At 71.8% G+C, this 26,205-nt stretch carries 26 protein-coding genes; 11 read left to right on the top strand and 15 right to left on the bottom strand.

Annotated elements, in window-relative coordinates; all coding sequences use genetic code 11:
* Positions 1–31 precede the first annotated feature (31 nt).
* On the top strand, positions 32–1,261 hold the full coding sequence (locus tag DA075_RS08940) for a peptide ABC transporter permease (protein ID WP_099952895.1): 1,230 nt from the start codon (positions 32–34) through the stop codon (positions 1,259–1,261).
* Here DA075_RS08940 and DA075_RS37015 read toward each other — a convergent pair.
* From DA075_RS37015 to argB, 5 genes are all read right to left on the bottom strand, one after another.
* Positions 1,185–1,550, bottom strand: coding sequence for a hypothetical protein (locus DA075_RS37015; RefSeq protein WP_174800076.1), 366 nt, complete (start codon positions 1,548–1,550; stop codon positions 1,185–1,187). The genes DA075_RS08940 and DA075_RS37015 overlap by 77 nt on opposite strands.
* Positions 1,551–1,837: 287 nt before the next feature.
* Positions 1,838–2,260: a metallopeptidase family protein gene (locus DA075_RS08930; RefSeq protein WP_099952894.1), complete on the bottom strand. Its 423-nt coding sequence runs from the start codon at positions 2,258–2,260 to the stop codon at positions 1,838–1,840.
* A 20-nt stretch (positions 2,261–2,280) separates the two neighbouring features.
* A complete protein-coding gene (locus DA075_RS36520) occupies positions 2,281–2,454 on the bottom strand; it encodes a hypothetical protein (protein WP_164712269.1) in 174 nt (57 codons plus the stop codon).
* A complete protein-coding gene (locus DA075_RS08925) occupies positions 2,451–3,182 on the bottom strand; it encodes a pyrimidine 5'-nucleotidase (RefSeq protein WP_099952893.1) in 732 nt (243 codons plus the stop codon). The genes DA075_RS36520 and DA075_RS08925 overlap by 4 nt, the downstream gene beginning before the upstream one ends.
* A gap of 129 nt (positions 3,183–3,311) precedes the next feature.
* On the bottom strand, positions 3,312–4,235 hold the full coding sequence (gene argB, locus DA075_RS08920; protein WP_099952892.1) for an acetylglutamate kinase: 924 nt from the start codon (positions 4,233–4,235) through the stop codon (positions 3,312–3,314).
* A gap of 326 nt (positions 4,236–4,561) precedes the next feature.
* Between argB and DA075_RS08915 the strand changes: the two genes are divergently transcribed.
* Entirely contained in the window at positions 4,562–4,771 is a 210-nt protein-coding gene (locus DA075_RS08915) for a hypothetical protein (RefSeq protein ID WP_099952891.1), read from the top strand.
* Positions 4,772–4,789: 18 nt separating this feature from the next.
* Here DA075_RS08915 and DA075_RS08910 read toward each other — a convergent pair whose 3' ends face one another.
* Entirely contained in the window at positions 4,790–5,566 is a 777-nt protein-coding gene (locus tag DA075_RS08910; RefSeq protein ID WP_099956501.1) for an MOSC domain-containing protein, read from the bottom strand.
* Between the two features lie 272 nt (positions 5,567–5,838).
* On the opposite strand from DA075_RS08910, the gene clpB reads away from it, so the two are divergent.
* Positions 5,839–8,478: an ATP-dependent chaperone ClpB gene (clpB, locus tag DA075_RS08905; RefSeq protein ID WP_099952890.1), complete on the top strand. Its 2,640-nt coding sequence runs from the start codon at positions 5,839–5,841 to the stop codon at positions 8,476–8,478.
* 64 nt (positions 8,479–8,542) lie between these two features.
* On the opposite strand, the gene DA075_RS08900 is transcribed toward clpB, so the two are convergent.
* Complete coding sequence (locus tag DA075_RS08900; RefSeq protein ID WP_099952889.1) at positions 8,543–9,247, bottom strand: haloacid dehalogenase type II; 705 nt, start codon at positions 9,245–9,247, stop codon at positions 8,543–8,545.
* 149 nt (positions 9,248–9,396) lie between these two features.
* On the opposite strand from DA075_RS08900, the gene DA075_RS35855 reads away from it, so the two are divergent.
* Complete coding sequence (locus DA075_RS35855) at positions 9,397–9,615, top strand: hypothetical protein (protein WP_123834218.1); 219 nt, start codon at positions 9,397–9,399, stop codon at positions 9,613–9,615.
* 395 nt (positions 9,616–10,010) lie between these two features.
* On the opposite strand, the gene DA075_RS08895 is transcribed toward DA075_RS35855, so the two are convergent.
* Together DA075_RS08895 and DA075_RS08890 are read right to left on the bottom strand one after the other, a co-directional pair.
* Complete coding sequence (locus DA075_RS08895) at positions 10,011–10,670, bottom strand: YoaK family protein (protein WP_099952888.1); 660 nt, start codon at positions 10,668–10,670, stop codon at positions 10,011–10,013.
* A 16-nt stretch (positions 10,671–10,686) separates the two neighbouring features.
* Positions 10,687–13,443, bottom strand: coding sequence for a bifunctional acetate--CoA ligase family protein/GNAT family N-acetyltransferase (locus DA075_RS08890; RefSeq protein ID WP_099952887.1), 2,757 nt, complete (start codon positions 13,441–13,443; stop codon positions 10,687–10,689).
* A 292-nt stretch (positions 13,444–13,735) separates the two neighbouring features.
* On the opposite strand from DA075_RS08890, the gene DA075_RS08885 reads away from it, so the two are divergent.
* Together DA075_RS08885 and DA075_RS08880 are read left to right on the top strand one after the other, a co-directional pair.
* Positions 13,736–14,062 (top strand): hypothetical protein, encoded by a 327-nt coding sequence (locus tag DA075_RS08885; RefSeq protein WP_099952886.1) that lies wholly within the window; start codon positions 13,736–13,738, stop codon positions 14,060–14,062.
* Positions 14,063–14,214: 152 nt separating this feature from the next.
* A complete protein-coding gene (locus DA075_RS08880; RefSeq protein ID WP_099952885.1) occupies positions 14,215–15,123 on the top strand; it encodes a peptidylprolyl isomerase in 909 nt (302 codons plus the stop codon).
* 226 nt (positions 15,124–15,349) lie between these two features.
* On the opposite strand, the gene DA075_RS08875 is transcribed toward DA075_RS08880, so the two are convergent.
* Complete coding sequence (locus DA075_RS08875; RefSeq protein ID WP_099952884.1) at positions 15,350–17,269, bottom strand: bifunctional sugar phosphate isomerase/epimerase/4-hydroxyphenylpyruvate dioxygenase family protein; 1,920 nt, start codon at positions 17,267–17,269, stop codon at positions 15,350–15,352.
* Positions 17,270–17,454: 185 nt separating this feature from the next.
* Between DA075_RS08875 and DA075_RS08870 the strand changes: the two genes are divergently transcribed.
* From DA075_RS08870 to DA075_RS08860, 3 genes are all read left to right on the top strand, one after another.
* Positions 17,455–18,318 carry a shikimate dehydrogenase gene (locus DA075_RS08870; RefSeq protein WP_099952883.1) on the top strand — a complete coding sequence of 288 codons (864 nt, stop codon included), beginning with the start codon at positions 17,455–17,457 and terminating at the stop codon, positions 18,316–18,318.
* Positions 18,319–18,415: 97 nt separating this feature from the next.
* Entirely contained in the window at positions 18,416–19,750 is a 1,335-nt protein-coding gene (locus DA075_RS08865; protein WP_099952882.1) for an MFS transporter, read from the top strand.
* Positions 19,751–19,977: 227 nt separating this feature from the next.
* On the top strand, positions 19,978–20,400 hold the full coding sequence (locus DA075_RS08860; RefSeq protein WP_099952881.1) for a cupin domain-containing protein: 423 nt from the start codon (positions 19,978–19,980) through the stop codon (positions 20,398–20,400).
* A 22-nt stretch (positions 20,401–20,422) separates the two neighbouring features.
* On the opposite strand, the gene DA075_RS08855 is transcribed toward DA075_RS08860, so the two are convergent.
* Genes DA075_RS08855 through cobS form a run of 3 tightly spaced genes read right to left on the bottom strand, consistent with a single transcriptional unit; the run spans position 20,423 to position 22,208 of the window.
* Entirely contained in the window at positions 20,423–21,121 is a 699-nt protein-coding gene (locus DA075_RS08855) for a retropepsin-like aspartic protease family protein (protein WP_099952880.1), read from the bottom strand.
* Between the two features lie 5 nt (positions 21,122–21,126).
* Complete coding sequence (locus DA075_RS08850) at positions 21,127–21,336, bottom strand: DUF1289 domain-containing protein (RefSeq protein ID WP_099952879.1); 210 nt, start codon at positions 21,334–21,336, stop codon at positions 21,127–21,129.
* Positions 21,336–22,208, bottom strand: coding sequence for an adenosylcobinamide-GDP ribazoletransferase (cobS, locus tag DA075_RS08845; RefSeq protein WP_099952878.1), 873 nt, complete (start codon positions 22,206–22,208; stop codon positions 21,336–21,338). The genes DA075_RS08850 and cobS overlap by 1 nt, the downstream gene beginning before the upstream one ends.
* A 141-nt stretch (positions 22,209–22,349) precedes the next feature.
* Here cobS and cobT point away from each other — a divergent pair, with 141 nt between their 5' ends.
* Entirely contained in the window at positions 22,350–23,381 is a 1,032-nt protein-coding gene (cobT, locus tag DA075_RS08840; protein ID WP_099952877.1) for a nicotinate-nucleotide--dimethylbenzimidazole phosphoribosyltransferase, read from the top strand.
* A 2-nt stretch (positions 23,382–23,383) separates the two neighbouring features.
* On the opposite strand, the gene DA075_RS08835 is transcribed toward cobT, so the two are convergent.
* On the bottom strand, positions 23,384–24,565 hold the full coding sequence (locus DA075_RS08835) for a GNAT family N-acetyltransferase (RefSeq protein ID WP_244936544.1): 1,182 nt from the start codon (positions 24,563–24,565) through the stop codon (positions 23,384–23,386).
* Positions 24,566–24,664: 99 nt separating this feature from the next.
* Between DA075_RS08835 and DA075_RS08830 the strand changes: the two genes are divergently transcribed.
* On the top strand, positions 24,665–25,720 hold the full coding sequence (locus DA075_RS08830) for a polysaccharide deacetylase family protein (RefSeq protein WP_099952876.1): 1,056 nt from the start codon (positions 24,665–24,667) through the stop codon (positions 25,718–25,720).
* Between the two features lie 3 nt (positions 25,721–25,723).
* Here DA075_RS08830 and DA075_RS08825 read toward each other — a convergent pair whose 3' ends face one another.
* On the bottom strand, positions 25,724–26,077 hold the full coding sequence (locus DA075_RS08825) for a hypothetical protein (RefSeq protein WP_099952875.1): 354 nt from the start codon (positions 26,075–26,077) through the stop codon (positions 25,724–25,726).
* Positions 26,078–26,205 lie beyond the last annotated feature (128 nt).

Here is a 26,205-nt window from a genome sequence, read left to right as displayed (position 1 = left end):
CGTTTCGGCGCCGTCATCCGGATTGGCTGCCATGCCGCGCGCGACGTCGCACACCTCCGATCCCGCCGTCGATGCGGCGGCGCTCCTGCGCCGCCTCGCCTTCTTCGGCCTGACGGTGGTGATCCCGATCACCGCCCTGGTGTCGCGGCGCAGCGTGGTGATCCTGGCGCCGATCGGCATCGTGCTGCTGATCATCGCCGCCGTCCTCGACGGCGCGCAACGCCCCCTCGGGGCGGGGCTGTCGCGCCTCGGCGGCGCGCGGGCGATCCTGGCCGGAGGCCTGCTGCTCGGCTGGTGCGCCCTGTCGCTGGTCTGGACGCCGTTCCCGGGCCCGGCGAGCGAGCGCCTGCTCAACCTCGCCGCCACGGTGGGGCTGACGATAGCGGGCTACCTCGCGCTGCCGGACCGGATGCGCTCGGCCAACCTCTACCTCCTGCCCCTCGGCGTCGGCATCGCGGCGATCGGGGCGGTGCTGCTCGGGCTGTTCAGCGGCGCCGTCCTGCGGGGCGGCTTCGAGGATGACAGCGCGCTGGAGCGCGGCGCGATGCTGCTCGCCCTGCTGCTCTGGCCCAGCGCCGCCTGGCTGCGCTCACGCCGCCGCGACATGGAGGCGCTCGGCCTCGCCGTGGTGGTGGCGCTCGCGCTGGTGCTGGCTCCGGGGCCGGTGCCGCTCCTCGCCCTCGGTTGCGGCGCGGCGGCCTTCGCGCTCACGGCCTGGCGCCAGGGCCTCGGCGTGCGGGTCACGGCCGGTCTCGCCGCGGGCCTCGTCGCCCTGGCGCCCCTGCTGCCCTTCCTGCTGCGGCCCCTGCTGACGCCGCTGCTCGGGCCGCTTCACCCCATGATCCTGTCCCTGAAGGCTTGGCAGCGGGTGGTGACGACCGAGCCCCTGCGGCTGATCACCGGCCACGGCCTGGAGACGGCCCTCCGCGGCAAGGCGATCGGCATGCTGCCGGTCAACGCCCCGGCCTCGCTGCTGTTCGAGATCTGGTACGAGCTCGGGATCGTCGGCGCCTTCGCAGCGGCCTTCGTGCTGTGGAACGGCATCCGCCATTCCGGACGCGAGCATCCGGTGCTGACCCCGGGCGCGATGGCCACCGCCGCCACCGCCTTCGCCTCCACCTGCCTCGGCATCGGCACCACCGCGAGCTGGTGGTTCACCAGCGTCACGGTAGTGGTGCTGGTGTTCATCGCAGCGGAGCGGGGCCAGTTTCGGACCAGCAGGCCGAAGGCGAGTGCCCTGCCGCCGCGCAGTGCGGCGTGACCTGCGGCAAAGCCGCCAGGCCGCGCAGCACGAGGCCGTCCGTCCGGTCGCGAAGCCAGGCACGGGCCTCGTCGAGGCTCGGGAAGGTGGGCGCGTGCGGCACGCCGGCGACGTGCCCGAACCCGGCTTCCAGGTACCAGCGGCGGCCGATGCCCAGCTCATCGTGCAAGTCCGGGTCGAGCAGGGTCAGGACCCCGATCAGGCAGCCGTCGCGATAGGCCAGGCGGCCCTCGCAATCGGTGCTGCCGGTCTCCACGCGGACGGGATCGAAAGTGATCTGTGCGGACATGTCGGGATCGGGAGCCAGCCGGGTCGTCGGTCCACCGCCGATACGAAGCAGACCCGGTCCCGGCAATCGCCTCACGGTTATACTGCCCCGAAGCATTCCGTGACGCGCAGGGCGCCGCATTTCTTTGAAGATTTCAATATTGTCAAATATTTAGATGGGAACGGGATAGTCGTACGACCGGGGGTTGTTCTAGGGCGTCCTGGCTAGGCCGGTTCGGATCGCACGCCGGCAGGCTTAGCTCCTCGGCCTAAGGCCCCATGCGGCGGGAAGGCCCGTCGGCGGCCGCCTCACGCCTCGGCCGCCGCCTCGATCGCCGCCATGTCGTCGTCGGAGAGCCCGACATGATGGCCGATCTCGTGCACCAGCACGTGGGCGACGAGGTGGCCGAGGGTCTCGTCGTGCTCGGCCCAGTAATCGAGCAGGGGACGGCGGTAGAGCCAGACCATGTTGGGAAACTGCCCGGTGGCGAGGTTCAGGGCGCCGCCCCCCTGTGCCAGGCCGGTGCCGCGAAACAGGCCGAGGAGGTCGAACTCGCTCTCGCATCCCATCTCCGCGAGAGTCTCCTCGTCGGGAAACTCCTCGACCCGGATCACCACGCCCTCGCACAGGGCGCGGAATGCCTCCGGCAGGCGCGCGAAGGCGGCCTCCGCCAGGGCCTCGATGGCGGCGAGGTCGGGGGCCCGGAGAGTGCTCCAGTCGGTTTCGGACATGCGGATCCCTGGTTCGTGACTCACCACAGGTGCAGCTGCCGGCCGAGCAGCCAGGCCAGGACCACGAGCGCCACGGCCCCGAGGCCGCGGCCGATGCGCCGGCCCCAGATCTCGGCCGGGTCTTTCTCGGCCGGGTCGTTCGCGGCCGGGTCTTGCCCGTCCGGGTCTTGCCCGTCCGGCTCGTCCGTGCTCACGCCGCCAGCGCCGGGGCGACCCGGTCGGTCAGGAAGCCCGCGAGGTCGTTGGTGATGTGGTCGATATGGGGGGCGCGCACCGCCTCCTGCTCGAAGCTCTCGCGGAACGGATCGATGGTGCGCGGCACCACCAGCACCGTCGCCATGCCGAGATCGTGCGGGACGACGAGGTTCTTGGCGATATCCTCGAACAGCGCCGAGCGGGTCGGGTCGACGCCGTGGCGGTCGAGGAATTTTTCATAGGCCGTGCGCTCGGGCTTGGGCACGAAGTCCGCCGCCGCGATGTCGAACACGTCCTCGAAATGGTCGAGGATACCGAGCTTCTTCGCCACGTTCTCGGCGTGCCGGCGCGAGCCGTTGGTGAGGATCAGCTTGCGGCCGGGCAGGCCCTCGATCGCCACGCCGAGGCCCGGGTCGAGCGCGATGCCCGAGTGGTCGATGTTGTGGGCGAAGTCGAGGAACTCGTAGGGGTCGATCTTCCACTCGGCCATCAGCGCGCGGAGCGTCGTGCCGTAGCGGTGATAGAAGTATTTCTGCAGCGCCCGCGCCGAGATCCCGTCGAGCCCGAACAGGTTCATGACGTAGAGGGTGATGCGCTCGTCGACCTGCGGCCAGACGCGGGCGTCGTGGGGATAGAGCGTGTTGTCGAGGTCGAACACCCAGGTGTCGATCCCGGAGAAGCCGCGAGCCTCGGGAGCGGTGAGGTGGCTCTCGCCTGGCAGGAGCAAGGGACGATCCGGCGGACGGGGGCCCCACGGCCCCGGGCAACCAAGATAAGCGAGGCGGGGCGGAAGGGAAGATCAAAGAACGGGCGTGTGAATCGGGCGGCCTCGTCCGGCCGCCCGGTGGGACCGTCGTTACGACCGGCGGATCAGCGTGCCGGCGCCGTAATCGGTGAACAGCTCGAGCAGCACCGCGTGCGGCACCTTGCCGTCCAGGATGACCACCGCCTCGACGCCCTGCTCGAGCGCGTAGATGCAGGTCTCGATCTTCGGGATCATGCCGGCCGTGATGGTCCCGTCGGCGATGAGCCGGCGGCAATCTTCGATTGAGAGTTCCGGGATCAGCTTCTTGTTCTTGTCGAGCACGCCCGGCACGTCGGTCAGCAGCAGCAGGCGCTTGGCCCGCATCGCCCCGGCGATGGCGCCCGCGAAGGTGTCGGCGTTGACGTTGTAGGTCTGGCCGTCGCCGCCCACCGCCACGGGGGCAAGGACGGGGATCAGCTCGGCCTTCAGCACCGCGTCGAGCACCGTGCGGTCGACATGCTCGGGCTCGCCGACGAGGCCGAGATCGACGTGACGCTCGATATGCGAATCGGGATCGGTCACCGTGCGGGCGGCGCGGCGCGCCCGCACCATGTTGCCGTCCTTGCCGCACAGGCCGATCGCCTTGCCGCCCTCGGCCGAGATCCAGCCGACGATCTGCTTGTTGATCGAGCCGGCCAGGACCATCTCGACCACCTCGACGGTGGCCTCGTCGGTGACGCGCAGGCCCTCGCGGAACTCGGACTTGATGCCGAGCCGGTCGAGCATGCGGCCGATCTGCGGCCCGCCGCCATGGACCACCACCGGCTTGAGGCCCGACTGCTCGAGGAGCACGATGTCCTCGGCGAAGTCCTCCGCCGCGGCGCGGTCGCCCATGGCGTGGCCGCCATACTTGATGACCACGACCTCCTCGTCGTAGCGCTGCATGTGCGGCAGCGCCTGGACCAGCACCTCGGCCCGCACATGAACGTTGGGCAGCTGCACGTCGGGCGCCTTGTCCGCTCCGGAATCGCTCATCGTGGCGGGTTTCCTCTCGCAAGCTCGGCCCACGGCGCGCGGCCGGGGCAAGGTTGGGGCCGCGGCGCGTGGCCGGGGCAATGTTGGGCCGCGGCGCGCGGCTAGGGACGGCGCGGGGTTCTACGCATCATCGTGCGGCGTGTCACACCGAAATCGCATGGATGGACCGTCCGGTGCGGCGGCCGCGCGCCCGTCAGCCGCCGGGTTCTGGCCCCGGCCCGCGACGGTTCGATGACGGAGGCGGCGCCGGCCCACGCCGATCCAGCTTTACCCAAGGTTAACCACGATGCGAGCATTCTGTGGAGGGTCCACCGGATCTCCCAACGATGCGCCTCGCCGATTCGCTCCTGCCGCGTCCCGCCCTCACCAACCCGTCCCTGCTCGTCGCGACGGTCACCTCGCTGAGCCATCGCGCGGCCAGCCGCCAGGACCTCTGGCGCCTGCTCACCGACAGCTACACGGTCGACCTCGACGCCGTGGCGGCGGTGCTGCCGCGCCAGGAGCCGGAGCCGGACTGGCTGCCGTCGCGGCGCTGAGCCGGCCGTCGGCCCCGGTCAGCGCACCACCCGCAGCACATCCCCTTCCCGCACTTCGCCCCCCGCCACCACCTCGGCATAGATGCCGCAATCGGCGTGGCCGAGAGCCTTCTGCAGAGCCTCCGGGATCGCGCGATCGCGCTCGCCGGTGGCGGGGTCGACGTTGGTGGCGGCGCAGCGCACGATGCGCTTCGTCACTGTCAGGCGCAGGCCCGCCTCCGTGGCGAGTTCGGCCCCGACGAGGTCGAGCTCGGCGAAGGCCGGCAGCCCGGTGACGTGGAGGTTGCCGCGAAAGCGCAGCGGGTCCACCGGCGCCCCGACCATGTCCTCGACCGCCGCCACGCTCGCCAGGTTGATCAGCGAGACGAAGCCGCTGCGCGAATCGGTGAAGCGGTAGCCCTCCGGCGCGGTCAGAACCTTCGGGGGACCGCGCAGCTCCTTCGGGACGAAGCGGCGGAAGAACGCTTCGATGGCGAGCCGCCCCTCGGGCGTAGCGAGGTCGCCGCGCGCCACCTCGCGCCCGCCGTCGCGGATGACGAGGATGCCGGTGGCGTCGTCATAGACCGTCCGCAAGCGCGCCAGGGCCTCGTTGCGCATCAGCATCAGGTACTTGATCTTGGGCTGATGCACCGGAGAAGCGGGATCGAAGCCGCTCGGGCCGTTCTCGACCGCGAACAGACGGTCGCCCGGGAAATAGCCGCCGGGCTCGAGCGCCGCCGAGGCCAGGGGCTCGGGCGAGAGACCCTTCACGGGGTAGCGGTGAAGGGCGGTGACGGTGAGAGCGGCCTGCGTCATGACCCGTGGGTAGCGGAATTCCGGGCCCCTGAACATCGGGCGGAGCAGGCTCGGCCACGCTTTCGATCGAGGCATCCCCCGGCCGCATGCCTCCGCCCCGCAATTCGTGGCGCCGCCCCCTTGTGTTACCGATATGTCACACCACATGCAGAAGGCCGGTTGCTTCCTGAAAGGGCCGGCGCCCGGCGCGCGGCCGACGCGCGAGGGCAACCCTTCGGTCCCCCATCGCCTCGCCACGAGGGCGGGAGGACCGGCCAAGGAGGAGCGAACGCATGAATTTCGAGAAATACACCGAGCGGGCGCGGGGCTTCGTGCAATCGGCGCAGGCTCTGGCCCTGCGCGAGGGGCATCCGCAGCTGGCGCCGGCCCACGTGCTGAAGGTGCTGCTGGACGATCCCGAGGGCCTGTGCGCGGGCCTGATCGACCGGGCCGGCGGCCAGTCGCGCGTCGCGCTGGCGCAGACCGAGGCTTGGCTCGCCAAGCAGCCGAAGGTGTCGGGCGGCGCCTCGCAGCCGCAGGCGACCCGCGAGCTGATGCGCCTGTTCGACACCGCCGAGAAGGCGGCCGAGAAGGCGGGCGATTCCTATGTCACGGTGGAGCGCCTGCTGCTGGCGCTGGCCGTCGAGAAGGACACCGAGGCCGGCAAGATCCTGGCGGCGGCGGGCGTCACCGCGGCCTCGCTCAACGGCGCCATCAATGCCCTGCGCAAGGGCCGCACCGCCGACAACGCCACGGCCGAGAACGCCTACGACGCCCTGAAGAAATACGCCCGCGACCTCACCGAGGCGGCCCGCGAGGGCAAGCTAGACCCGGTGATCGGCCGCGACGAGGAGATCCGCCGCACCATCCAGGTGCTGTCGCGGCGCACCAAGAACAACCCGGTCCTCATCGGCGAGCCCGGCGTCGGCAAGACCGCCATCGTCGAGGGCCTGGCCCTGCGCATCGTCAACGGCGACGTGCCGGAATCGCTTCGCGACAAGCAGCTCCTCGCCCTCGACATGGGCGCGCTGATCGCCGGCGCGAAGTACCGCGGCGAGTTCGAGGAGCGCCTGAAGGGCGTGCTGTCCGAGGTCACGGCCGCGGAAGGCCAGATCATCCTGTTCATCGACGAGATGCACACGCTGGTCGGGGCCGGCAAGGCGGACGGGGCGATGGACGCCTCGAACCTCCTGAAGCCTGCGCTGGCGCGCGGCGAGCTGCACTGCGTCGGCGCGACCACGCTCGACGAGTACCGCAAGCATGTCGAGAAGGACGCGGCGCTCGCCCGGCGCTTCCAGCCGGTCTTCGTCTCCGAGCCGACCGTCGAGGACACGGTCTCGATCCTGCGCGGCATCAAGGAGAAGTACGAGCAGCATCACGGCGTGCGGATCCAGGACTCGGCCCTCGTCGCGGCCGCGACCCTGTCCAACCGCTACATCACCGACCGCTTCCTGCCCGACAAGGCGATCGACCTCGTCGACGAGGCGGGCTCGCGCCTGCGCATGCAGGTCGATTCGAAGCCGGAGGAACTCGACAGCATCGACCGTGAGATCGTGCGGCTGAAGATCGAGGCCGAGGCGCTGAAGAAGGAGACCGATTCGGCCTCCCGCGACCGTCTGGTGCGGCTGGAGAAGGAGCTCGGCGACCTCGAGGAGCAGTCGGCCTCGATCACCGCGCGCTGGAAGGCCGAGAAGGACAAGCTCGGCCGTGCGGCGGACCTGAAGAAGAAGCTCGACGAGGCGAGGAACGACCTCGCGGCGGCGCAGCGCCAGGGCCAGTACCAGAAGGCGGGCGAGCTTGCCTACGGCATCATCCCGGGGCTCGAGCGCGAGCTCGCCGAGATCGAGGCCCGCGGCGCCGACGGTTCGCGCGGCAACGGCTCGGGGATGATGGAGGAGGCGGTGACGCCGAGCCACATCGCCGGGGTGGTGTCGCGCTGGACGGGCGTGCCGGTCGACAAGATGCTGGAGGGCGAGCGCGAGAAGCTGCTCGGGATGGAGGCGGCCTTGGCCAAGCGCGTCGTCGGCCAGACCGAGGCGGTGGTGGCGGTGGCGACGGCCGTCCGGCGCGCCCGCGCCGGTCTCCAGGATCCGCACCGGCCGATCGGCTCGTTCATGTTCCTCGGCCCCACCGGCGTCGGCAAGACCGAGCTGACCAAGGCGCTGGCCGGCTTCCTGTTCGACGACGACACGGCCCTCGTGCGCATCGACATGTCCGAGTACATGGAGAAGCACGCGGTGGCCCGCCTGATCGGCGCGCCTCCGGGCTATGTCGGCTACGAGGAGGGCGGGGCGCTGACCGAAGCCGTGCGGCGCCGGCCCTACCAGGTCGTGCTGTTCGACGAGATCGAGAAGGCGCATCCGGACGTGTTCAACGTCCTGCTTCAGGTGCTCGACGACGGACGGCTCACAGACGGGCAGGGGCGGACGGTCGACTTCCGCAACACGCTCATCGTCATGACGTCGAACCTCGGCTCGGAATACCTGGTGAACCAGCCGGAGGGCCAGGACACCGACGTGGTGCGGGACGACGTGATGGGGGTGGTGCGGTCGCACTTCCGGCCGGAATTCCTGAACCGGGTCGACGAGATCATCCTGTTCCACCGCCTCCAGCGGCAGGAGATGGGGGCGATCGTCGACATCCAGCTCGGGCGCCTCGCCAAGCTCCTCGAGGAGCGCAAGATCACCCTCGAGATCGAGCCCGACGCCCGCGCCTGGCTCGCCGAGAAGGGCTACGACTCGGCCTATGGCGCCCGCCCGCTCAAGCGCGTGATCCAGAAGGCGGTGCAGGACCCGCTCGCCGAGCAGATCCTGGCCGGCCGCGTCCATGACGGCGAGACGGTGCCGGTGCGTCTCGGCCCCGCCGGCCTGTTCATCGGCGACCAGGCGGTTGCGCCCGACGAGCGTCGGCCGGCGAAGGCCCTGCTGAACTAAGGGCGTCCGAACGAAGGGTCTCCTCAGGGCCCGCCTCCTCGCCGGAGGCGGGCCTTTTCTCGTCTCAGCAGCCGAGCTGCCTCGCCAGGTCGGCGAGATCGGACGCCGCATAGTCGACAGGCACCAGCGGCGCCGGCTCGCCGGTGCCCGGGCCGCTCTCGTCGGGCCGGGCGATATGGGCGGTGGCCAGCCCGCAGGCGGTCGCCGCCGCGAGGTCGGAGGAATGGGCCGCCACCATCATCACCTCGTCCGGCCGGAGCCGCAACGCCTCGACGGCGCGAAGGTAGACGGCGGGCTTCGGCTTGTAGTCCTGGGCGAACTCGGCCCCGAGCACCGCGTCCCAGGGCAGGCGGTTGCGGCGGGCATGCGCGATGGCGAGCCGCACATGCGCGTTGGAACAGGGCGCCAGCAGGTATTTTTCGCGCAACCGCGTCAGGGCGTCGGGCACCTCCGGCCAGGCATCGAGCCGGTGCCAGGCGAGGACCAGATCGCGGCGCGCCTCGGCCGGCACCGCCTCGGCGAGGCCGAAGCCCGCCAGCACGCCCTCCAGGCTCTCGCCGTGCAGGGTGTCGAGATCGGTATACGGGCGGGCGCCCTGGCGGATCGGCTCCATGCCGGGCTGGTAGCGGTCGCGCCAGGCCCGCGCGAAGGCGCCCCCGTCGAGGTCGGGCCGGAACGGCGCCAGGATCCGCGCCGCCTCCCGGGCGACGCCGCCGTGCCAGTCGAGCAGGGTGCCGAAGACGTCGAAGATCAGGGCCTGGATCGCCATGCGGGCCGCCTCCCGGGTGGTTACGTCGCCCGGAGTTATCGGCCAGCCGGGGCCCGCTTCAAGGCCGCCGATCACCATCGGGTGAGCGAGGACGGTGCGGAGGGTGGATCCGACGGACATTCACCATCTGTTAACGATGCCCGCAGAGCATGCCCGCCATGTCGAGTTCCCGCAAATCACCCCCGATCCCGAAGCACGAAACGGCTCCGCGGAGCACCATCCTGCGAGACCAGGTAGACATGTTGCGACAAAACCTGCGATCCCGGCCGACGATGATCGAGGAATGGCAGCAGGAGATGCAGCGGGATGATTCGGCGGAGCTGGCCGTGACGCGGCTGACGCGGTTGAAGGCCAGCGGCAAGATGTGACACTGACTGCACGCACATGCGTGCAGGTGATGCGGCGGCGGGCTCGATTTCGTGCGGTGTTCGCTCCGGAGGCCAATGCTCTGCACCATGCCGCGCAAGGCGAACAGGACGGCACGATGACCGACGCCGCGGCGGCACTGATCTGTTCGATATCTGACGTATCTTGATCTGACGTATCTTGGGCGCGAAGCGGGCGACCCGTGCGCCTGGCGAGGCAGGGGATCCGCCATCGCCGGTCGGAACCGGCCTCGAGTCGGGGACGGCGGCCGGCCACAGGGGGGCCGTCAAAAAAGATCCTTCGGATCTCGCGTGCCGGCTCCCCGCCCGCGTGTGGGTGAGGGGAGCCGGCACCTTCCTCCCGGATCAGTCCCGCGGTCGGTGCCGGTCGCGGGCCCTCACGCGGTCGCGCGCATCCGGAAAGCCCGCGCGACCGCCAGCGCCAGAACCAGCGCGACGCCCGTGACCGGCACCACCAGCGCCTCCAGGCCGTAGCCCCGGTAGGCCAGCCCTCCCGCTACAGCCCCGCTGACCAGGGCGAGCCAGGTGCAGGCATCCGGCACCCAGCCGAAGGCCGGGCCGATCCGCGTCGCCGCCTGGGCCAGGGTATGGCTGAGGCTGAACAGCGTACCGGTCACGAAGGTCACGCCGGGGCGAAAGCCCGCGCTCCGGCGGAGCGCCGCGTTCTGCACCCCCATGGCGGCGGCGAGCAGCGGCGCGACCGGCCCTTGCGCCGGGCTGACGGCCAGCGAGAGGGCGAGCACCAGGAGCGCGGTCTCGACGCTCAGGACCGCCGCCGGGCCCCAGCGCCCGGGCACGCGCAGCGAGACCAGGCTGCCGCAGAAGCCTCCGGTCAGGAAGCACGCGAAGAGCAGGGCGATCTCCCAGGCGACCGGGTGGCCGGCCTGCGCCAGGGAGACCGCGAACTGGGTCGAGTTGCCGCTCATGAACGAGGTGTAGAGCCCGTCGAGCCGCAGGAAGCCGACGGCATCGACGTAGCCCGCGGCGGCGGTGAGCAGCAGGCCGCCGGCGATGTCGAGGGGAGGGGTGTCGCGCATGGCGAGAGCAGGGTCTTCACGATTCGGGCGCGGCACCCTCCTCCGCGAGAGCACGCCGCACCAGCATCAGGTCGGGATCGGAGGGATCCGTCCTTACTGCAAAGCCGAGCTTGCGGCACATCGCCAGCATGGTGGTATTCTCACGGAGGACCTGCCCCTCGACGACCCGCAACCCTTCCGCCCGCGCCCAGTCGAGCATCAGCCCCATCAAGGCCCAGCCGAGGCCGAGGCCCTTGAGGTCGGAGCGGACCAGGATCGCGTATTCCCCGGTTTCGTGGTTGGCGTCGGCGTGGAGGCGCACCGCGCCCATCATCGTGCCGTTCGCCTCCTCGATCGCCACGAAGGCGATGGCGCGGGCGTAGTCGAGCTGGGTCAGGCGGGCCAGGAAGGCGTGGCTGAAGTCGCGCACCGGCGCGAAGAAGCGCAGGCGCAGGTCCTCGGCGCTGACCTGGCGGAAGAAGGCCTCGAACAGCCCCTCGTCCTCCGCCCGGACCGGCCGCACCAGGATTCCCTGGTCCTCCAGCACGATGCGGCGCTCCCAGGCGCGCGGATAGGGCCGCACGGCGAAGCGGGCGTGGCTCGGGCCGGTGCCGGCATCGCGCCGGCGCTCCGGCGGCAGCGGCGCCACGGCGGCGCGGGCATCGAGCGCGACGACGCCGTCGCGGTCGGCCAGGAGCGGGTTGATGTCGAGCTCGCGCAGCTCCGGCAGGTCGGCGGCGAGCTGGCCGAGCTTGACCAGCACCAGGGCGACCGCCGCCTCGTCCGCCGCCGCCACGTCGCGATAGGCCTTGAGCCGGCGTGCCACCCGGGTGCGTCCGATCAGGTCGGCGGCGAGCCGCCGGTCGAGGGGCGGGAGCGCCAGCGCCCGGTCGTCGATCACCTCGACGGCGGTGCCGCCGCGGCCGAACACCACGACGGGGCCGAAGACCGGATCGTCGACGAGGCCGGCGATCAGTTCGCGTCCTTCCGTCCGGCGCAGCATCGCCTGGACGACGAAGCCAGTGACACGGGCCTCGGGCCGCTCGGCGGCGACCCGGGCCAGCATCTCGCGGGCGGCATCCCGCACCGCCGCCTCGCTGGTGAGGCCGAGCCGCACGCCGCCGACATCGGACTTGTGCACCACGTCCGGCGAGGCGAGCTTGAGCGCCACCGTGCCGCCCGCCGCGATGATCGGCCAGGCGGCCTCGGCCGCCGCATCGGCGTCGGGGGCGAGGGCCACAGGCTGGGCCGGGATGCCGTAGGCGGCGAGGAGGTCCGCCATCTCGCGCGGGTCGAGCCAGGTGCGCCCCTCGGCCAGCACACGATCGACGATCGTCCGGGCGGCGCCCGCATCCGGCACCAGGTCGTCGGGCAGGACCGCCGGGGTAGTGGTGAGGTCGTCCTGCGCCTCGCGGTAGCGCACGAGATGCGTGAACCCCTCGACCGCATCGGCATCGGTGGCGAAGCGCGGGATGCCGGCCTGGCTCAGGATCTCGCCCGCCGCCTCGTCGCCGACGGTGACGGCGAAGACCGGCCGGGCCCGGAACGCGCCCTTGCGCCCGCGCTTCACGGCTTCGACGATCGCGGTCGCCACTTCGCTGCCGCCCGAGAGGGCGGTCGGCACGTTGATGACCAGGACGGCATCGTTGTCGCGATCGGCGATCAGCGCCTCCAAAGCCGCGGCGTAGCGCGCCCCGTCGGCATCGGCCCCGATATCGACCGGGTTGCGCCAAGTCTCCGGGCTCGAGGCTGCCGGATCCGTGCCCGGCACCGCCGCCGCGAGCCGTTCCCGCGTCTCGTCCGACAGGTCCGCCAGGGTGCCGCCGAGATCGAGGAGCCGGTCGACCGCGATGGCACCGACGCCGCGGCCATTGGCCAGGATCGCGAGTCGCCGGCCCGGGAAGGGCCGCTGGCGCCCCAGCGTCTCGACCGCCGAGAACATCTCGTCGAGGTCCTGCACCCGCAGGAGACCCGCGCGGCGGAAGGCGGCGTCGTAGACCGCGTCGGTGCGGGCGAGGATTCCCGTATGGGTGGCTTGCCGGCCGTCGCCCGCCCGGGCGGCGTCGTGCCGGCCGGAGCGCAGGACCACCACGGGCTTCGCCCGCGCGGCGGCCCGCGCCGCCGACATGAATTTCGGCGCGTCGGTCACGCTGTCGATCGAGAGCAGGATCGCCCGGGTGCGGATGTCAGTGGCGAAATGGTCGAGGCAATCGGCGATGTCGACGTCGATCGCGTTGCCGAGCGACACGATCCCCGAGAAGCCGGTGCCGCGTGCCTGCGCCCAGGCGACGATCCCGGCCGCCACCGTGCGCGACTGCGAGATCAGCGCCAGATCGCCCGCGAGCGGCGCCCGGGCGAGCAGGCTGGCATTGAGGGCGCCCCCCGGCACGGCGAGCCCCATGCTGTCGGGGCCGACGAGGCGCAGCGAGGATCGCCGCGCCGCCGCCCGCGCGGCCTCGGCAAGGGAATCCGGTCCGCTGCCGAGGCCGGTGGTGATGATCACCGCCGCGCCGCAGCCCCGGCGGCCCGCCGCCGCCACCACCTCCGGCACCGTCTCCGGCGGCGTGACGATCACCACGAGGTCGGCGGGCTCGGGCAGGTCGGCGAGGTCGGCGAAGGCCTGCACCCCGTCGACGCTGTCGTGGCGCGGGTTCACCGGCCAGATCGGGCCGGGAAAGCCCGCCTCACGCAGGTTGCGCAGGATCGCGGCGCCGAACGCGTTCGGCCGCGCGCTCGCGCCCACCAGCGCCACGGAGCGCGGGGCGAGGAGCTTGTCGAAGCGGTAGGTGCTCATGCGGGTCTCATGAGTGGGCGTCGCATCGGCGGCCGGGGCGGCGGGATCCACCACGCTGGCAGGTAGGGCAGGGCGAGCCGAAGGTCACGCCGGACCGATGCGGCCAGGCTCGGCGATGGTCGCGCCCTTCACTGTGGGCGAGACGGGATGACCGGAAGTGCAGACGGCGCATTGTGCATTGCAACATAATTCTATTGCGCTGCATCATGATGAATGCTTAGTTGTGGGCTCCCGGCGAATCCCGGCTTTCCGGACGCGCTTCTCGCGGCGGACAGAACTCCCAGGACCACCGATGCGCCTTCTCTCCCTCACCGCCCTCGGCCTCGTTCTCGCCACCGTGGCCGGCGCCGCCGAGTTGAACCCGCGTCAGGCCCACAGCCTCGATCTCGGCCCGGTGCGCGGTTCGGCCTACTACACCGTCGAGACGGACGGCCTGCGCGTCGTCGCCACCCTGGCGCCGACGGATGCCGCTGCGGCCACCCCGCTGCGGGTCATCACCACCCTCGCCTCCGATCAGGTGGTCAGCTTCTCGGTGCCCGGTACCCAGGACGGTGCCGCCGCCTCGGTCGCCTTCGCCCGCCGCGGCAACCGCGTCGAGGTCGCCTCGACCGGCTACTGAGCCGTCCTGCATCCCCGCGGATCACAGGATCCGCGGGGCGCGGCCCGTCCCTGCCGCTGCGGCGCGCACACCGCTTGTCTTGTCGGCCGATCTTTGCCACCTGTCCGCCGGTCTCAGAACCGATATCGCGCACGGGCCCCAAGGATCACGCCATGCCGACCCTCTCCCCCCTCTGGCGCAACGGCGCGCTCGCCCTCGGGCTCCTTCTTCCGGGAGCGGCCCTCGCTCAAGCGCCGGCGCCCGCCGCCGCGCCGCCTGCGGCTCCCGTCGCGGCCCCCGCTGCGCAATCGCCCGACACGGTCGTGGCCAAGGTCAACGGCGCGCCCATCACCGCCGGCGACCTCGTGGTGGCGGCCGACGATCCGGCCCTGTCGCTCCCCGGCGTCGACGAGGCGCAGAAGAAGGGCCTTCTCGTCGATTACATGGTCGACCTGAAGATCGGCGCCCAGGCGGCCGAGAAGGCCAAGATCGGCGAGAATCCGGACTTCGCCCGCAAGCTCGCCTATTTTCGCGACAAGCTCCTCCTCGACGAGTACCTGGAGCGCGAGGCCAAGAAGGCGGTGACGCCGCAGGCCGAGCGGGCGCTCTACGACGAGACCGTCAAGGCGATGAAGCCCGAGGAGGAGGTCCATGCCCGCCACATCCTCGTCGACAATGAGGCCGAGGCCAAGAAGATCGCCGCGCGCCTGAAGGGCGGCGAGGACTTCGCCAAGGTCGCGGGCGAGACGTCGAAGGATCCCGGCTCGAAGGCCGAGGGCGGCGATCTCGGCTGGTTCACCAAGGAGCGGATGGTCGCGCCCTTCGCCGACGCGGCGTTCAAGCTCGAGGCCGGCAAGATCTCCGACCCGGTCAAGACCCAGTTCGGCTGGCACGTCATCAAGGTCGAGGAGAAGCGCACCAAGCCGGTGCCGAGCTTCGACGAGATGAAGGAGCAGGTCGAGGCCTATCTCACCCGCAAGACGCAGCAGGACATCATCACCAAGCTGCGCGAGAGCGCCAAGATCGAGAAGACCGCGGCGGCCCCTGCGGCGGCGCCGAAGGCGGACGAGAAGAAGAACTGAGAGTTTCTTCCAGATTGAGAAAAGCCCCCGGAGTGCCGCTCCGGGGGCTTTTTTATGAAATCCCGGTTGCACCGCTCACGCGACCGACCTCCCACTCTCGATGTCGTTCCGGGGCCGCGGAAGCGGAGCCCGGAACGACGCGGTGGGTGTCGATCTCATCGAGCCAGCATCCTGCCCGCCCCCGGTCTGGAGAGGAGCGGGCAGGCCGCGCCCGCTCCCGAATCCCCTACCGCAGCACCTGCGACAGGTTCGGCCCGCGCAACGCCGCCAAGGCCGCCATCCGCACCGGGGCGTTCGGCGCCCCGTACAGGTCGTAGCCGCCCTTCCGCTGCACGATCTCGAAGTAGAACCGCTCCTCGAACGGCGTCGTGTAGAGCTGCAGGAACTCGCCCTCGCCGACCCGGTCATAGAGGATGCTCAACGACTGCATCCGGGCGATCAGGGCGTCGTCGAGGCCGAAGCGGGCCGCGACGTCGTCGTAGTAATTGGCCGGGATCGGCAGCAGCGTCACGCCGGCCGCCTTCAGGGCCTCCGCCGCCGCGAAGATGTCGTCGGTGGCGAGCGCGATGTGGTGCACGCCCGCACCCGCGAAGCTCGTCACCAGGCGGGCCGTGGCGGTGTTGCGGCTCTCCGAGATGTTGAGCGGCAGGCGCATCGTGCGCTCGGCATTCGACATCGCCTTGCTGCGCACGAGCCCGTAGGGGTCGGGCAGCACCACCACGTCCTCGGGTTCGAGGCCGAGCACCGCGCGGTAGAACAGCACCCAGGAATCGAGCTGGCCTTCCGGAAGGGCCTGCGCCACGTGGTCGATCCGGGTCAGCAGGCCCGACGGCTCCGTGCCCTCCTCCATCACGAAGTCGCGCTCGAAATCGCCGCCGGTCTGCGGATCGGTGAGGATGATCAGGCTGCCATCCGGCGCGCGGATCGACGGGAAGGTGTTTTCGTCCGGCCCGATCCGGCCGCCGAACCGGGCGGCGCCGTAGGATTCGGCCCGGCCCAAAGCCGCCAGCGCGTCGTCGGTGGTGATCGCCTGGGCGCAGACCGAGGGGCCGTGCATCAGGAAGTAGGAGGCGGCGAAGGAATCCGGCTCGCGGTTGAGGACGATGCGGATCTCGCCCTGGCCGTAGAGGGTCACCGCCTTGCTGCGGTGCCGGCCGAGCCGGGTGAAGCCGAGCTGGCCGAGAAGCCGCGCCAGCGCGCCCTCGCAGCGCTCGTCGACCGCCACCTCGATGAAGCGGTGGCCGGCGATGGCGGGCGGCAGCGGCGGGTCGAACAGCTCGACCCGGCGGCGGGAGCGCCTGGCCGGGGAGGGGGCTTGCGCGGCCGCCTCCTCGGTGCGCCGCACCCGCTCCTCCAGGAAGAGGAGCGAGCGGTGGCCGTCGGCGGCGGTCTGGCGCGGCGGCGCGGCCCGCATCTCGTCGTTGAAGATCTCGAGTGAGATCGTGCCGGTATAGCCGCAGGCCAGGACCGCCTGGAGGAAGCCCGGCACGTCGAGGTCGCCCTGGCCCGGCAGGCAGCGGAAATGGCGGCTCAAGGTCAGCGGGTTCATGCCGATGCGCGGCGCATCCGCCAGCTGGACGAAGAACACCCGCTGGCCCGGCAGGTGGGCGATGCCCGACCAGTCGTCGGGAAGCGCCAGGGTGTGGAAGCTGTCGAGGATCAGGCCGAGATGCGGGTGGTTCGCCCGCTCAACGATGCCCCAGGCCCGGTCGAAGGTGCGCACCCTGGTGCCCCAGGACAGCGCCTCGAAGCCGATCTTCAGGCCCCGTTTCGCCGCGCGCTCGGCGAGCTGGTAGAGCTGGTCGGCCATCCTGGCGTCATCGTCCGAGACTTCGGTGCCGACATTGGAGCAGACCAGGATCAAGGGCGCGCCGAGCTCCTCCATCAGGTCGAACTTGCGCTCGGCCCGGTCGAGGTTGCGCTTCAGCTGCTCGTCCGAGACGCCCTCGAAATCGCGGAACGGCTGGAACAGGTCGATGGAGAGGCCGAGATCGGAGGCGTAGCGGCGTACGTCGCGGGCGGCGCCGGTATGGAACAGGAGATCGTTCTCGAAGATCTCGACCCCGTCGAAGCGCGCCGCCGCGATCGCCTCCAGCTTCTCGATCAGCGTGCCGCTCAGGCTCACCGTGGCGATCGCTTTCCTCATCGCGCTCTCCCTCTGCGTTTCCGCCGGCTCTCCATCGCAAACGGGGCCGGCTCCGTCGAGCCCGAAGCGGCGGCCGAGCCGCCGGCCGTCTTTCGCGCTTGACATGAACGTACCGGTTAGTACATTTGGATTCAAGCGCGTCGCAATCGTGCCATCCGAGGAACGCATCGAGAGAGGAGCCCGTGATGGGCGCTGCCCCCACCTCCATCCTGGCCGGCCTGATCGGCAACGGCATCCAGGCCTCCCGCACCCCGGCGATGCACGAACACGAGGGCGACGCGCAGGGCCTGCGCCTCCTCTACCAGAAGATCGATCTCGAGCGCTTGGGGTTGAGCGCCGACGCGCTGCCGGAACTCCTCACCGCCGCCGAGCGGATGGGATTTTCCGGCCTCAACATCACCCATCCGTGCAAGCAGGCGGTGCTCGCCCATCTCGACGCGCTGTCGCCCGACGCCGCGGCGCTCGGCGCCGTCAACACCGTGGTGTTGCGCGACGGCAAGCGGGTCGGCCACAACACCGATTGGTGGGGCTTCGCCGAGGCGTTCCGCCGCGGCCTGCCGGACGTGGCGCTGAATCACGTCGTGCAGCTCGGCGCCGGCGGCGCCGGCGCGGCGGTGGCCCACGCGCTCCTCACCCTCGGGGTCAAGGATCTCGTCCTCAACGACATCGATCCGGCCCGGGCCGCCTCGGTGGCGGCCTCCCTGTGCGAGCGCTTCGGCGCCGGCCGGGCGCGGGCCTGCATCGACCTCAAGGCGGAAGTCGCCGCAGCGGATGGCCTCGTCCATTGCACGCCGACCGGCATGGACAAGTATCCGGGCCTGCCGCTGCCGGCCGAATACCTGCACCCGGGGCTGTTCGTCGCCGAGATCGTCTATTTCCCGCTCGAGACCGCGCTGCTCCGCGAGGCGCGGCGGATCGGCTGCCGCACCCTCGACGGCGGCGGCATGGCGGTGTTCCAGGCGGTCGAGGCGTTCCGGCTCATCACCGGCCGGACCCCGGACCCGGAGCGGATGCTCCGCCACTTCGCCGAGCTCGGCCAGGAAGCCTGAGCCCGCCCCGGCCGGCGGCGCGCGCCGCGGCCCAACACTCCCAAGAATGCGGCCCGATCCAACGGGCCCGTCCGTCCCCCCTCACAGGAAACGCCCGATGACCTCTTCCGCCCTTCCGGCGAGCGCCGCGTCGTACGCCGAACCCGAGACCGTGAAAGCTCCCAAAAAGGCCGCGCTCGCCAGCTGGATCGGCAGCGCGGTCGAATATTACGACTTCTTCATCTACGGCACCGCCGCGGCGCTGATCTTCCCGAAACTGTTCTTCGCGCCGAACAACCCGCAGGCGGCGGCGATCGCCTCGTTCGCGACCTTCGGCGTCGCCTACATCACCCGGCCGCTCGGCGCGGTGGCGCTCGGCCATATCGGCGACCGCTTCGGCCGCAAGAAGGTGCTCACCTTCACGCTGCTGCTGATGGGTCTCTCGACCTTCATGATCGGCTGCCTGCCGACCTACGACCAGATCGGCATCCTGTCGCCGATCCTGCTCGTCATCGCCCGCCTGCTCCAGGGCATCTCGGCCGCGGGCGAGCAGGCCGGCGCCAACTCGATGACCCTCGAACACGCGCCGGCGAACAGGCGCGCCTTCTTCACCAGCTTTACCTTGAGCGGCACGCAGGCCGGGCTGATCCTGGCGACGCTGGTCTTCCTGCCGATCACCCAGATGCCCGAGGCCCAGATGCTGTCCTGGGGCTGGCGCATCCCGTTCTTCCTCAGCGCCCTCGTGGTCGCGGTCGGCTTCTGGGTCCGCCGCACCCTGCCGGAGACCCCGGTCTTCGAGAAGGAGCAGGAGCAGACCCACGAGAAGGCGGCCCTGCCGGTCGCTGTGCTGTTCCGCACCCAGTGGGCCGACGTGCTGCGGGTGATCTTCGCGGCGCTCGTCTCGGTGGTGAGCACGATTTTCAGCGTCTTCACCCTGTCCTACGCCGTCAACACGATGCAGATCGACCGCTCGACGATGCTGACCGTGCTGATCCTGGCCAACGTCGTGGCGCTCGGCGCGATCCCGGCCTTCGCGGCGCTCTCCGACCGGATCGGCCGCCGCCCGGTCTTCATCTTCGGCGCGCTCGGCTCCGCGGCGTTGATCTGGCCCTACATGTGGGCGATCAGCCAGGGCAACCTGCCGCTCATCTTCGGCTTCGGCATCCTGCTCTCGGGCGTGGTCTACAGCGCCGCCAACGGGGTGTGGCCGTCGCTCTACGGTGAGATGTTCGACACCAAGGTCCGCCTGTCGGGCATGGCGATCGGCACCCAGATCGGCTTTGCCCTCGGCGGCTTCGCCCCGGTGATCAGCGCCGCGCTCCTCGGCACCGGCCCGACCGGCTGGGTCCCGGTGGCTGTCTTCGTCACCGCCACGGCGGGGATCGCCGCCGTCTCGATCTGGACGGCGCGGGAGACCTACCGGACGCCGATGGAGAAGCTCGGCAAGCGCTGACGACGGGATCCGTCGGCACGGGTCAGGCCGTCCCGGCTCCGCTCTGCGGCACCGGGGCGGCCCCGGATGGTCTGGTGTGATAATGTGACAGTAGATTCGCGCGGGTGCGTTGCTTCGCTGGGCATGCGGATGTCAGTCTATCACCCTCCCTTGACTGTCATCCGCAGGCGCGCACACTCCCTGAACCGCGCCGATCGAAGGAGAGCGCGGCTGACGGGAGGAACACCATGCTGACGCGCCGCGGTTTCGCGGGGTTCGCCTCGTGCGCGCTCTGCAGCCTGACCGGCTTTCTCGCCACCGATGCCGGGGCGCAGACGCCGCCCGCGGCGACGCCGGGGGTGAAGCGCAAGGTCCTGGGCCAGACCGAGGGACCGGCCCCCGGCTACGTCACCATCACCGCCGAGGTGGAGATCGAGCCCGGCGTGCTGGTCGGCCGCCACACCCATCCGGGCATCGAATCGGGCTACGTGCTGGAGGGCGAGATCGAGCTGCCGATCGAGGGCCAGCCGACCCGCGTGCTCAAGGCGGGCGACGGCTTCCAGGTCCCGCCGGGCGTGCCCCATGCCGGCTCGAAGAGCGGAGCCAAGCCGGTGCGGATCGTCAGCACCTACATCGTCGAGAAGGGCAAGCCGCTGGCCTCGCCGGCGTGAGCCGCGAGGAAGCGGGGCCCGCTCACCCCCGCGCCCCGCGCAGGATCAGCCGGCTGCCCCGCACCTCGTAGGAGTTCAGCCGCTCCAGGAAGCTCATCCCGAGCAGGTTGACGCTCAAGGCGCCGGGCCGGGTCACCAGGGCGGCCACCCGGGTCTCGGTGATCGGCCCGACCGCCACCGTGTCGAGCACCACCGGGGCGGCGGCGGTGCGGCCGTTGGCGGTCTGGACCTGGACCCGGTAGGCGCCCGGGCCCGGATGGAGACCGAGATGGGCCGCACTCTCGGCGGTGAGCACCACTGCGCTCGCACCGGTATCGAAGGCGAAGGCCTGCATCCGCCCGTTGACCTTGGCCTGCACCGTGAAGCCGCCATCGACCCGCCGGGCGATCACCACCTCGTCGCCGCGCCCCGGCACCGGCTCGCCCGGGCTCATCTCACCGAGCGCGCGGAACGCCATGTCCCGCGCCGCGTCACGATAGACGTAGAGGCCGGCGACCCCGGCGCCGATGGCGATCCAGAGCAGGAGCGCGACGAGCCCCTCGCCGAATCCCGACCGGAACCGGTGGCCGACGCCGTTCAGCACCATCAGGGCGGCCCCGCCGGCCGCGGCGAGCCCGGCCGCCTCGTCGGCGCGCAGTCCCGCCACCTCGCGCCCGCCGAAGACATTCAGCGCGTAGGCGCAGGCGAGGAGCAGGAGCCCGATACCGAGGGCGCCCGGCATGGGCTTCAGGCCAGGGCCGGGGCCGGCGCGGGCTCCGGCGGCTCGGGGTAGGCCTCTGCCAGCCGCGCCGGCAGCTCCGCCATGATGCGCCGCCGCTCCGGCTCGGACAGGCCGCCCCAGGCGGCGATCTCGTCGCGGTTGCGGCCGCAGCCCTCGCACAGGCCGGTGACGGGATCGAGGACGCAGAGGCGGATGCAGGGAGAGGATACGGGCATCAATTGGGAATCGCGATCACGAGGGCGAGGAGGGCGGCGATCTCGGCAAGCTGCTGGCTCGCCCCGATGACGTCGCCGGTCTGGCCGCCGACGAGGCGCGCGGCCATCCGGGTCAGGGTCCAGGCGGCCAGGACAGCGAGGAGGCCGGCGAGGCACAGGCCCAGCCAGGGCAGGCCGAGGAAGAAGGCAGCCACCAGCACGGCGAGGCAGAGCGCCCAGGCGGTGGCATGGGTCGCGCCCGTCGGCCGGCCGACCGCGTGGGCGGCGCCGTCCGGCCGGGCGGGAGGGAGGTGGCAGAGCGGCCACAGGGCGGCGGTGCGCGAGAGCGCGGCGGCCATCAGGAAGGCCACGGCGACGCGCCAGCCGATCCGGTCGGCGAGGGTCGCCAGCGCCCCGATGCGCAGCGCGTAGGACAGGACCAGGGCGGCGGCCCCGTAGGCGCCGATGCGGCTGTCGCGCATGATCTCGAGGCGCCGGGCCGCCGTGATGCCGCCGCCGAACCCGTCCGCCACGTCGGCGAGGCCGTCCTCGTGCAGGGCGCCGGTGACGAGCGTCGTGACGGCGAGGGCCAGGGTCGCGGCGAGGAACGGCCCGAGGCCGAGCGGCAGGGAGGCCGCGAGCGCGATGGCGCCCGCTCCCCCGATCACCAGCCCGGCAAGCGGCAGCATCCGCGGCACGGTACGGAAATCGGGCGCGGCATGCAGGTCGGTCTCGCCCGGCAGGGCCGGGACCGGCAGGCGGCTGTAGAAGCGCAGGCAGGCGGCGAGGTCGGCGAGCGGCGGCCACGGGCCGGCGGCGGGCGGCGGCGGCTCGAACGCGTCGTCGGCGGAATCGTCGGAGGGGCCCGGCCCCGCGTTCAGTCCCGTCGCCATCCCACACCGCACCCCGACGCGAAGGCGCCCCTGAACCCCGGATTCGCCCCTCCGGCATTTTGCTGTATCTGCACGCCTCACGATAGCCCCGCAGCCGGGTTTCACCCCCGCGAGGGGCTCGCCCGCAGGACACCGATCCCCATGGCCGACACCCCGACCGACGCCGCCCCGTTCGACGACATCCGCCGCCTGATCGCCACCATGCCGGGGCCGGACGAGGCCGCCGCCGCCGAGGTCTCGGCCCGCGACTCGCTCCTGACCAAGCCGGCCGGCAGCCTCGGCCGGCTCGAATTCCTCGCCGCCTGGATGGCGGCCTGGCAGGGCAAGGCGCCGCCGAGCCTCGACCGGCCGCTGGTCTGCGTCTTCGCGGGCAGCCACGGCGTCGCGGCGAAAGGAGTCTCGGCCTATCCGTCCGCGGTCAACCGCCAGATGCTCGACAACTTCGCCGCCGGGGGCGCGGCGATCAACCAGATCTGCGCCGCCTACGGCCTCGGCTTCAAGGTGTTCGACCTCGCCATCGACATGCCGACCGGCGACATCACGACCGGGCCGGCGATGACCGAGAAGGCCTGCGTCGCCACCATGGCGTTCGGCATGGAGGCGGTGGCGGCGGGCACCGACGGGCTCGCCGTCGGCGAGATGGGGATCGGCAACACCACGGTGGCGGCGGCGATCTACGCCGCTCTCTACGGCGGCGAGCCGGCCCGATGGGTCGGCCGCGGCACCGGTGTCGACGAGGCGGGCTTTGCCCGCAAGGTCGCGGCGGTCGAGGCGGCGCTGAACTGCCACCAGGGCCATCTCGAGGATCCGCTCGCGGTGATGGCACGCTTAGGGGGCCGCGAGATCGCCGCCATGGCCGGCGCGATCCTGGCGGCGCGGCTGCAGCGGGTGCCGGTGGTGATCGACGGCTACGTCTCCACCGCCGCCGCCGCGCTCCTCCACGCCGTCGATCCCCGCGCCCTCGACCATTGCCTCGCCGGCCACGTCTCGGCCGAGGGCGACCACGCCGCGGTGCTGGAGCGCTTGGGGCTTCGTCCGCTCCTCGACCTGGGCCTGCGCCTCGGCGAGGGCAGCGGCGCGGCGCTCGCGCTCGGGATCGTCAAGGCGGCTTTGGCCTGCCACCGCGAGATGGCGACCTTCGCGCAGGCGGGGGTGTCGGGGCCGGTCGCCTGAGCTCAGGCCGGCCGCGCCATCGCCCTGCGCACCCGACCGACCAGCGCCCAGAGCCGCGGATCGCGCTTGATCCGCCGCTTGAGGCGCGCGCCGGCCGCGGCCGCGGCCGCATAGGCCCGGCCGCGCAGGCTCACCGGGATCACCGCATCGACGAGGTGAATCGTCTCGTCGCAGACGCTCGCCTTGTAGCGCGCCTCGCCGACGCCGAGATCGAGGGCCTTGCGGCCGCGCGACGCCTGGTCGCGGATCAGGGCCTGGAGCAGCAGGTCGCCGGGGCTGAAGCGGGCGAGCGAGGGGTCAGGGTCGAACGAGGTCAACATGCCGCTGAAGCGCGCCGGGTCGACGGCGCCCACGAAGGTGGCGAGGATGCGCCCGCCCTCCGTCCGCAGGGCGTGCAGCTCCAGGGCACCGGTCCGATGCGCGGCTTTCAGGAAGTCGCGCGCCGCCGGATCGGCGAAGGGATCGCGGATTCCGCTCGTCGCGAAGCGCACCGCCTTCTGGGCGAGATAGGCCGACAGGATCGCCTCGCCCTCCGCGTCGTCCGCCGCGACCCGGTGCGTCACCGGACCGTGGGCCGCGACCAGCCACTTCTCCTTCTGGCGCAGCTTGCGCCGCGCATCGCCGCTCAAGCACCGCTTCAGCACGGCCTCGGGATCGGCCTCCAGCGCCAACCCGTAGGCGTCGCTCGGCGAGGCGGAGCCCCGCGCCAGCGGGTTCGGCACGCCGTTCCACAGCCTGGGCTGGTCCGGAAGGTGGATCACGTCGATCCCGGCCCGGGCGCCGGCCTGCAGGAGGGCGCCGGCATAGGCCTCGGCCGGCAGGGCCGCCGCCTCCGGCCCGGCGAAGAGCGGCATGTGGAAATTCGCGTGCCGGCCGCCGATCACCCGGGCGACGCGGATGCGGGCCTCGCGGTGCACGAAGAGCGGGAGCAGCGCCAGGGGCCGCCCGGCGGCATCGCGCAGCAGCACCGGGCAGGGTCGAGCACCCGCCGGCAGGGTGCGGGCGCAGGCCGCCACCCAGTCGAAGCGCTGATAGGGCGTCATCACCACGCCGGGCGCCGCCTCGAGGGCGCGCCAGGGCGCTTCCGCCGCCGCGAGGCCGGAAAAGACCTCGGGCACCAGGGCGAGGGCCGGGGCGGGACCGACGGCGACGCCCTCCGCCGCGAGTTGCATCGTGCCGCCCATCGCTCCCCCTCACCCGTCCCACGAAGGACTACCGGGGAAGCGTGCAGAATCCGCAAACGCCGTAACGAAGCTTTGGCCGATCGCCGCCATCCTGCGCTCATGCTCTCCGCGCAAGCCCGACACCGCCTGTTCCATGCCGGCTTCGCCACCATCGCGGCCACGGGGGCCGACCGCTGGCTCGCCCCCGCCGCCCGCGGCCGCGGCGTGATCCTGACCTTCCACCACGTCCGGCCGGACGAGGCGCCGCCGGGCGCCTTCGCGCCGAACCGGCTGCTGGCGATCACCCCTTCCTTCCTCGACCGCACGCTGACGGCTCTGCGGGCGCGGGGCTTCGCGATCATCCCCCTGTCCGACCTGCCGCGCCGGCTGGCCGAGACGGGGGACCCCTTCGCGGTGCTGACCTTCGACGACGGCTATCGCGACAACCTGGAACACGCCGCCCCGACCCTGCGCCGCCACGGCGCGCCCTGGACGCTCTACGTCACCCACGACTACGCCACCGGGACCGGCCGGCTGTGGTGGATCGAGCTGGAACGGGCGATCCGGATCCTCGACCGTGTGCGGCTGCCGGAGGTCGGGCTCGATCTCCCGGCGGGCAACGACGCGCAGAAATCCGCCGCCTTCGCGGAGGCCTACCGCGCCCTGCGGGCCGGGCCGGAGGAGATCTTGCGCGCCGCGACCCTGCGCCTGTGCGGGGAAGCGGGGATCGATGCGGGTCGCATCGCCGGCGAGCTGTGCCTGTCGGCGGGCGAGCTGCGCGAGCTGGCCCGGGACGAGGCGGTGACGCTCGCCGCCCACACCCTGTCCCACCCGATGCTCGCCAAGCACGACGACGACGCCGTCCGCCGGGAGATCGTGGACGGGAAGGCGCGCCTCGGCGAGCTGCTCGGCCGGGTGCCGGAGCACCTGTCCTATCCGGTCGGCGATCCGGGATCGGCGGGAATGCGGGAATTCGCGCTCGCCCGCGAGGCCGGCTACCGCACCGCCGTGACGACCCGGCCCGGCCACCTCTTCGCGGGCCATGCCGCACACCTGCACGCCCTGCCGCGGGTCTCGGTCAATGGCTGCTTCCAGACCGACGCGGCCCTGCGCGCCTTGCTCTCCGGCGTGCCGTTCCTGGCCTGGAACCGGGGCCGGCGGCTCAACGTCGGGTGAGGATCAGCGATGGCGCCGCCGCCGGTAATGGCGGCTCTCACCGCCGCTGATCACCGCGAAGCTCGCGCTCTGGCGGCCGCCGCGCAGGCGCCGGGTCCAGCCGCGGCGGCCGCGGGGGGCGGGCTCCACCGCCTCGGCGAGGGCGGGAGGGAGGGGCAGGCGCGGGATCGCCGCGGACACCGCCGCGGCCGCGGCGGCGACCCCCTTCGCGGCGGGCCCGAACAGCGACAGGCACTGGTTGTAGGCGAGGTCGCCCTTGATGCGCTCGCAATCGCCGACGGAGCGGGGCGCGCCCTGCGCCAGGGCGGCACCGGCGAGGGGACCGAGGAGGAGAAAGAGCGCGAGCGCGTGGCGCATGGGCCTGGGGCTGCCTTGCGGGTGTCGATGGGAATGCCGAAGCGGGAGAGCGCGGGCCGAAAGGCTGCGATCTCGGGGTCTGGCAGCCCTTTTTGGCGAAAACCCGGCCTGTGCACCAGTCAGTCCAT

Origin of the sequence: Methylobacterium currus, from assembly GCF_003058325.1 — a bacterium.
GTDB classification, from domain to species: Bacteria; Pseudomonadota; Alphaproteobacteria; order Rhizobiales; family Beijerinckiaceae; genus Methylobacterium; species Methylobacterium currus.
The sequence above is the reverse complement of the archived record's forward strand: the minus strand, read 5'-3'. Positions and strand labels throughout refer to the sequence as shown.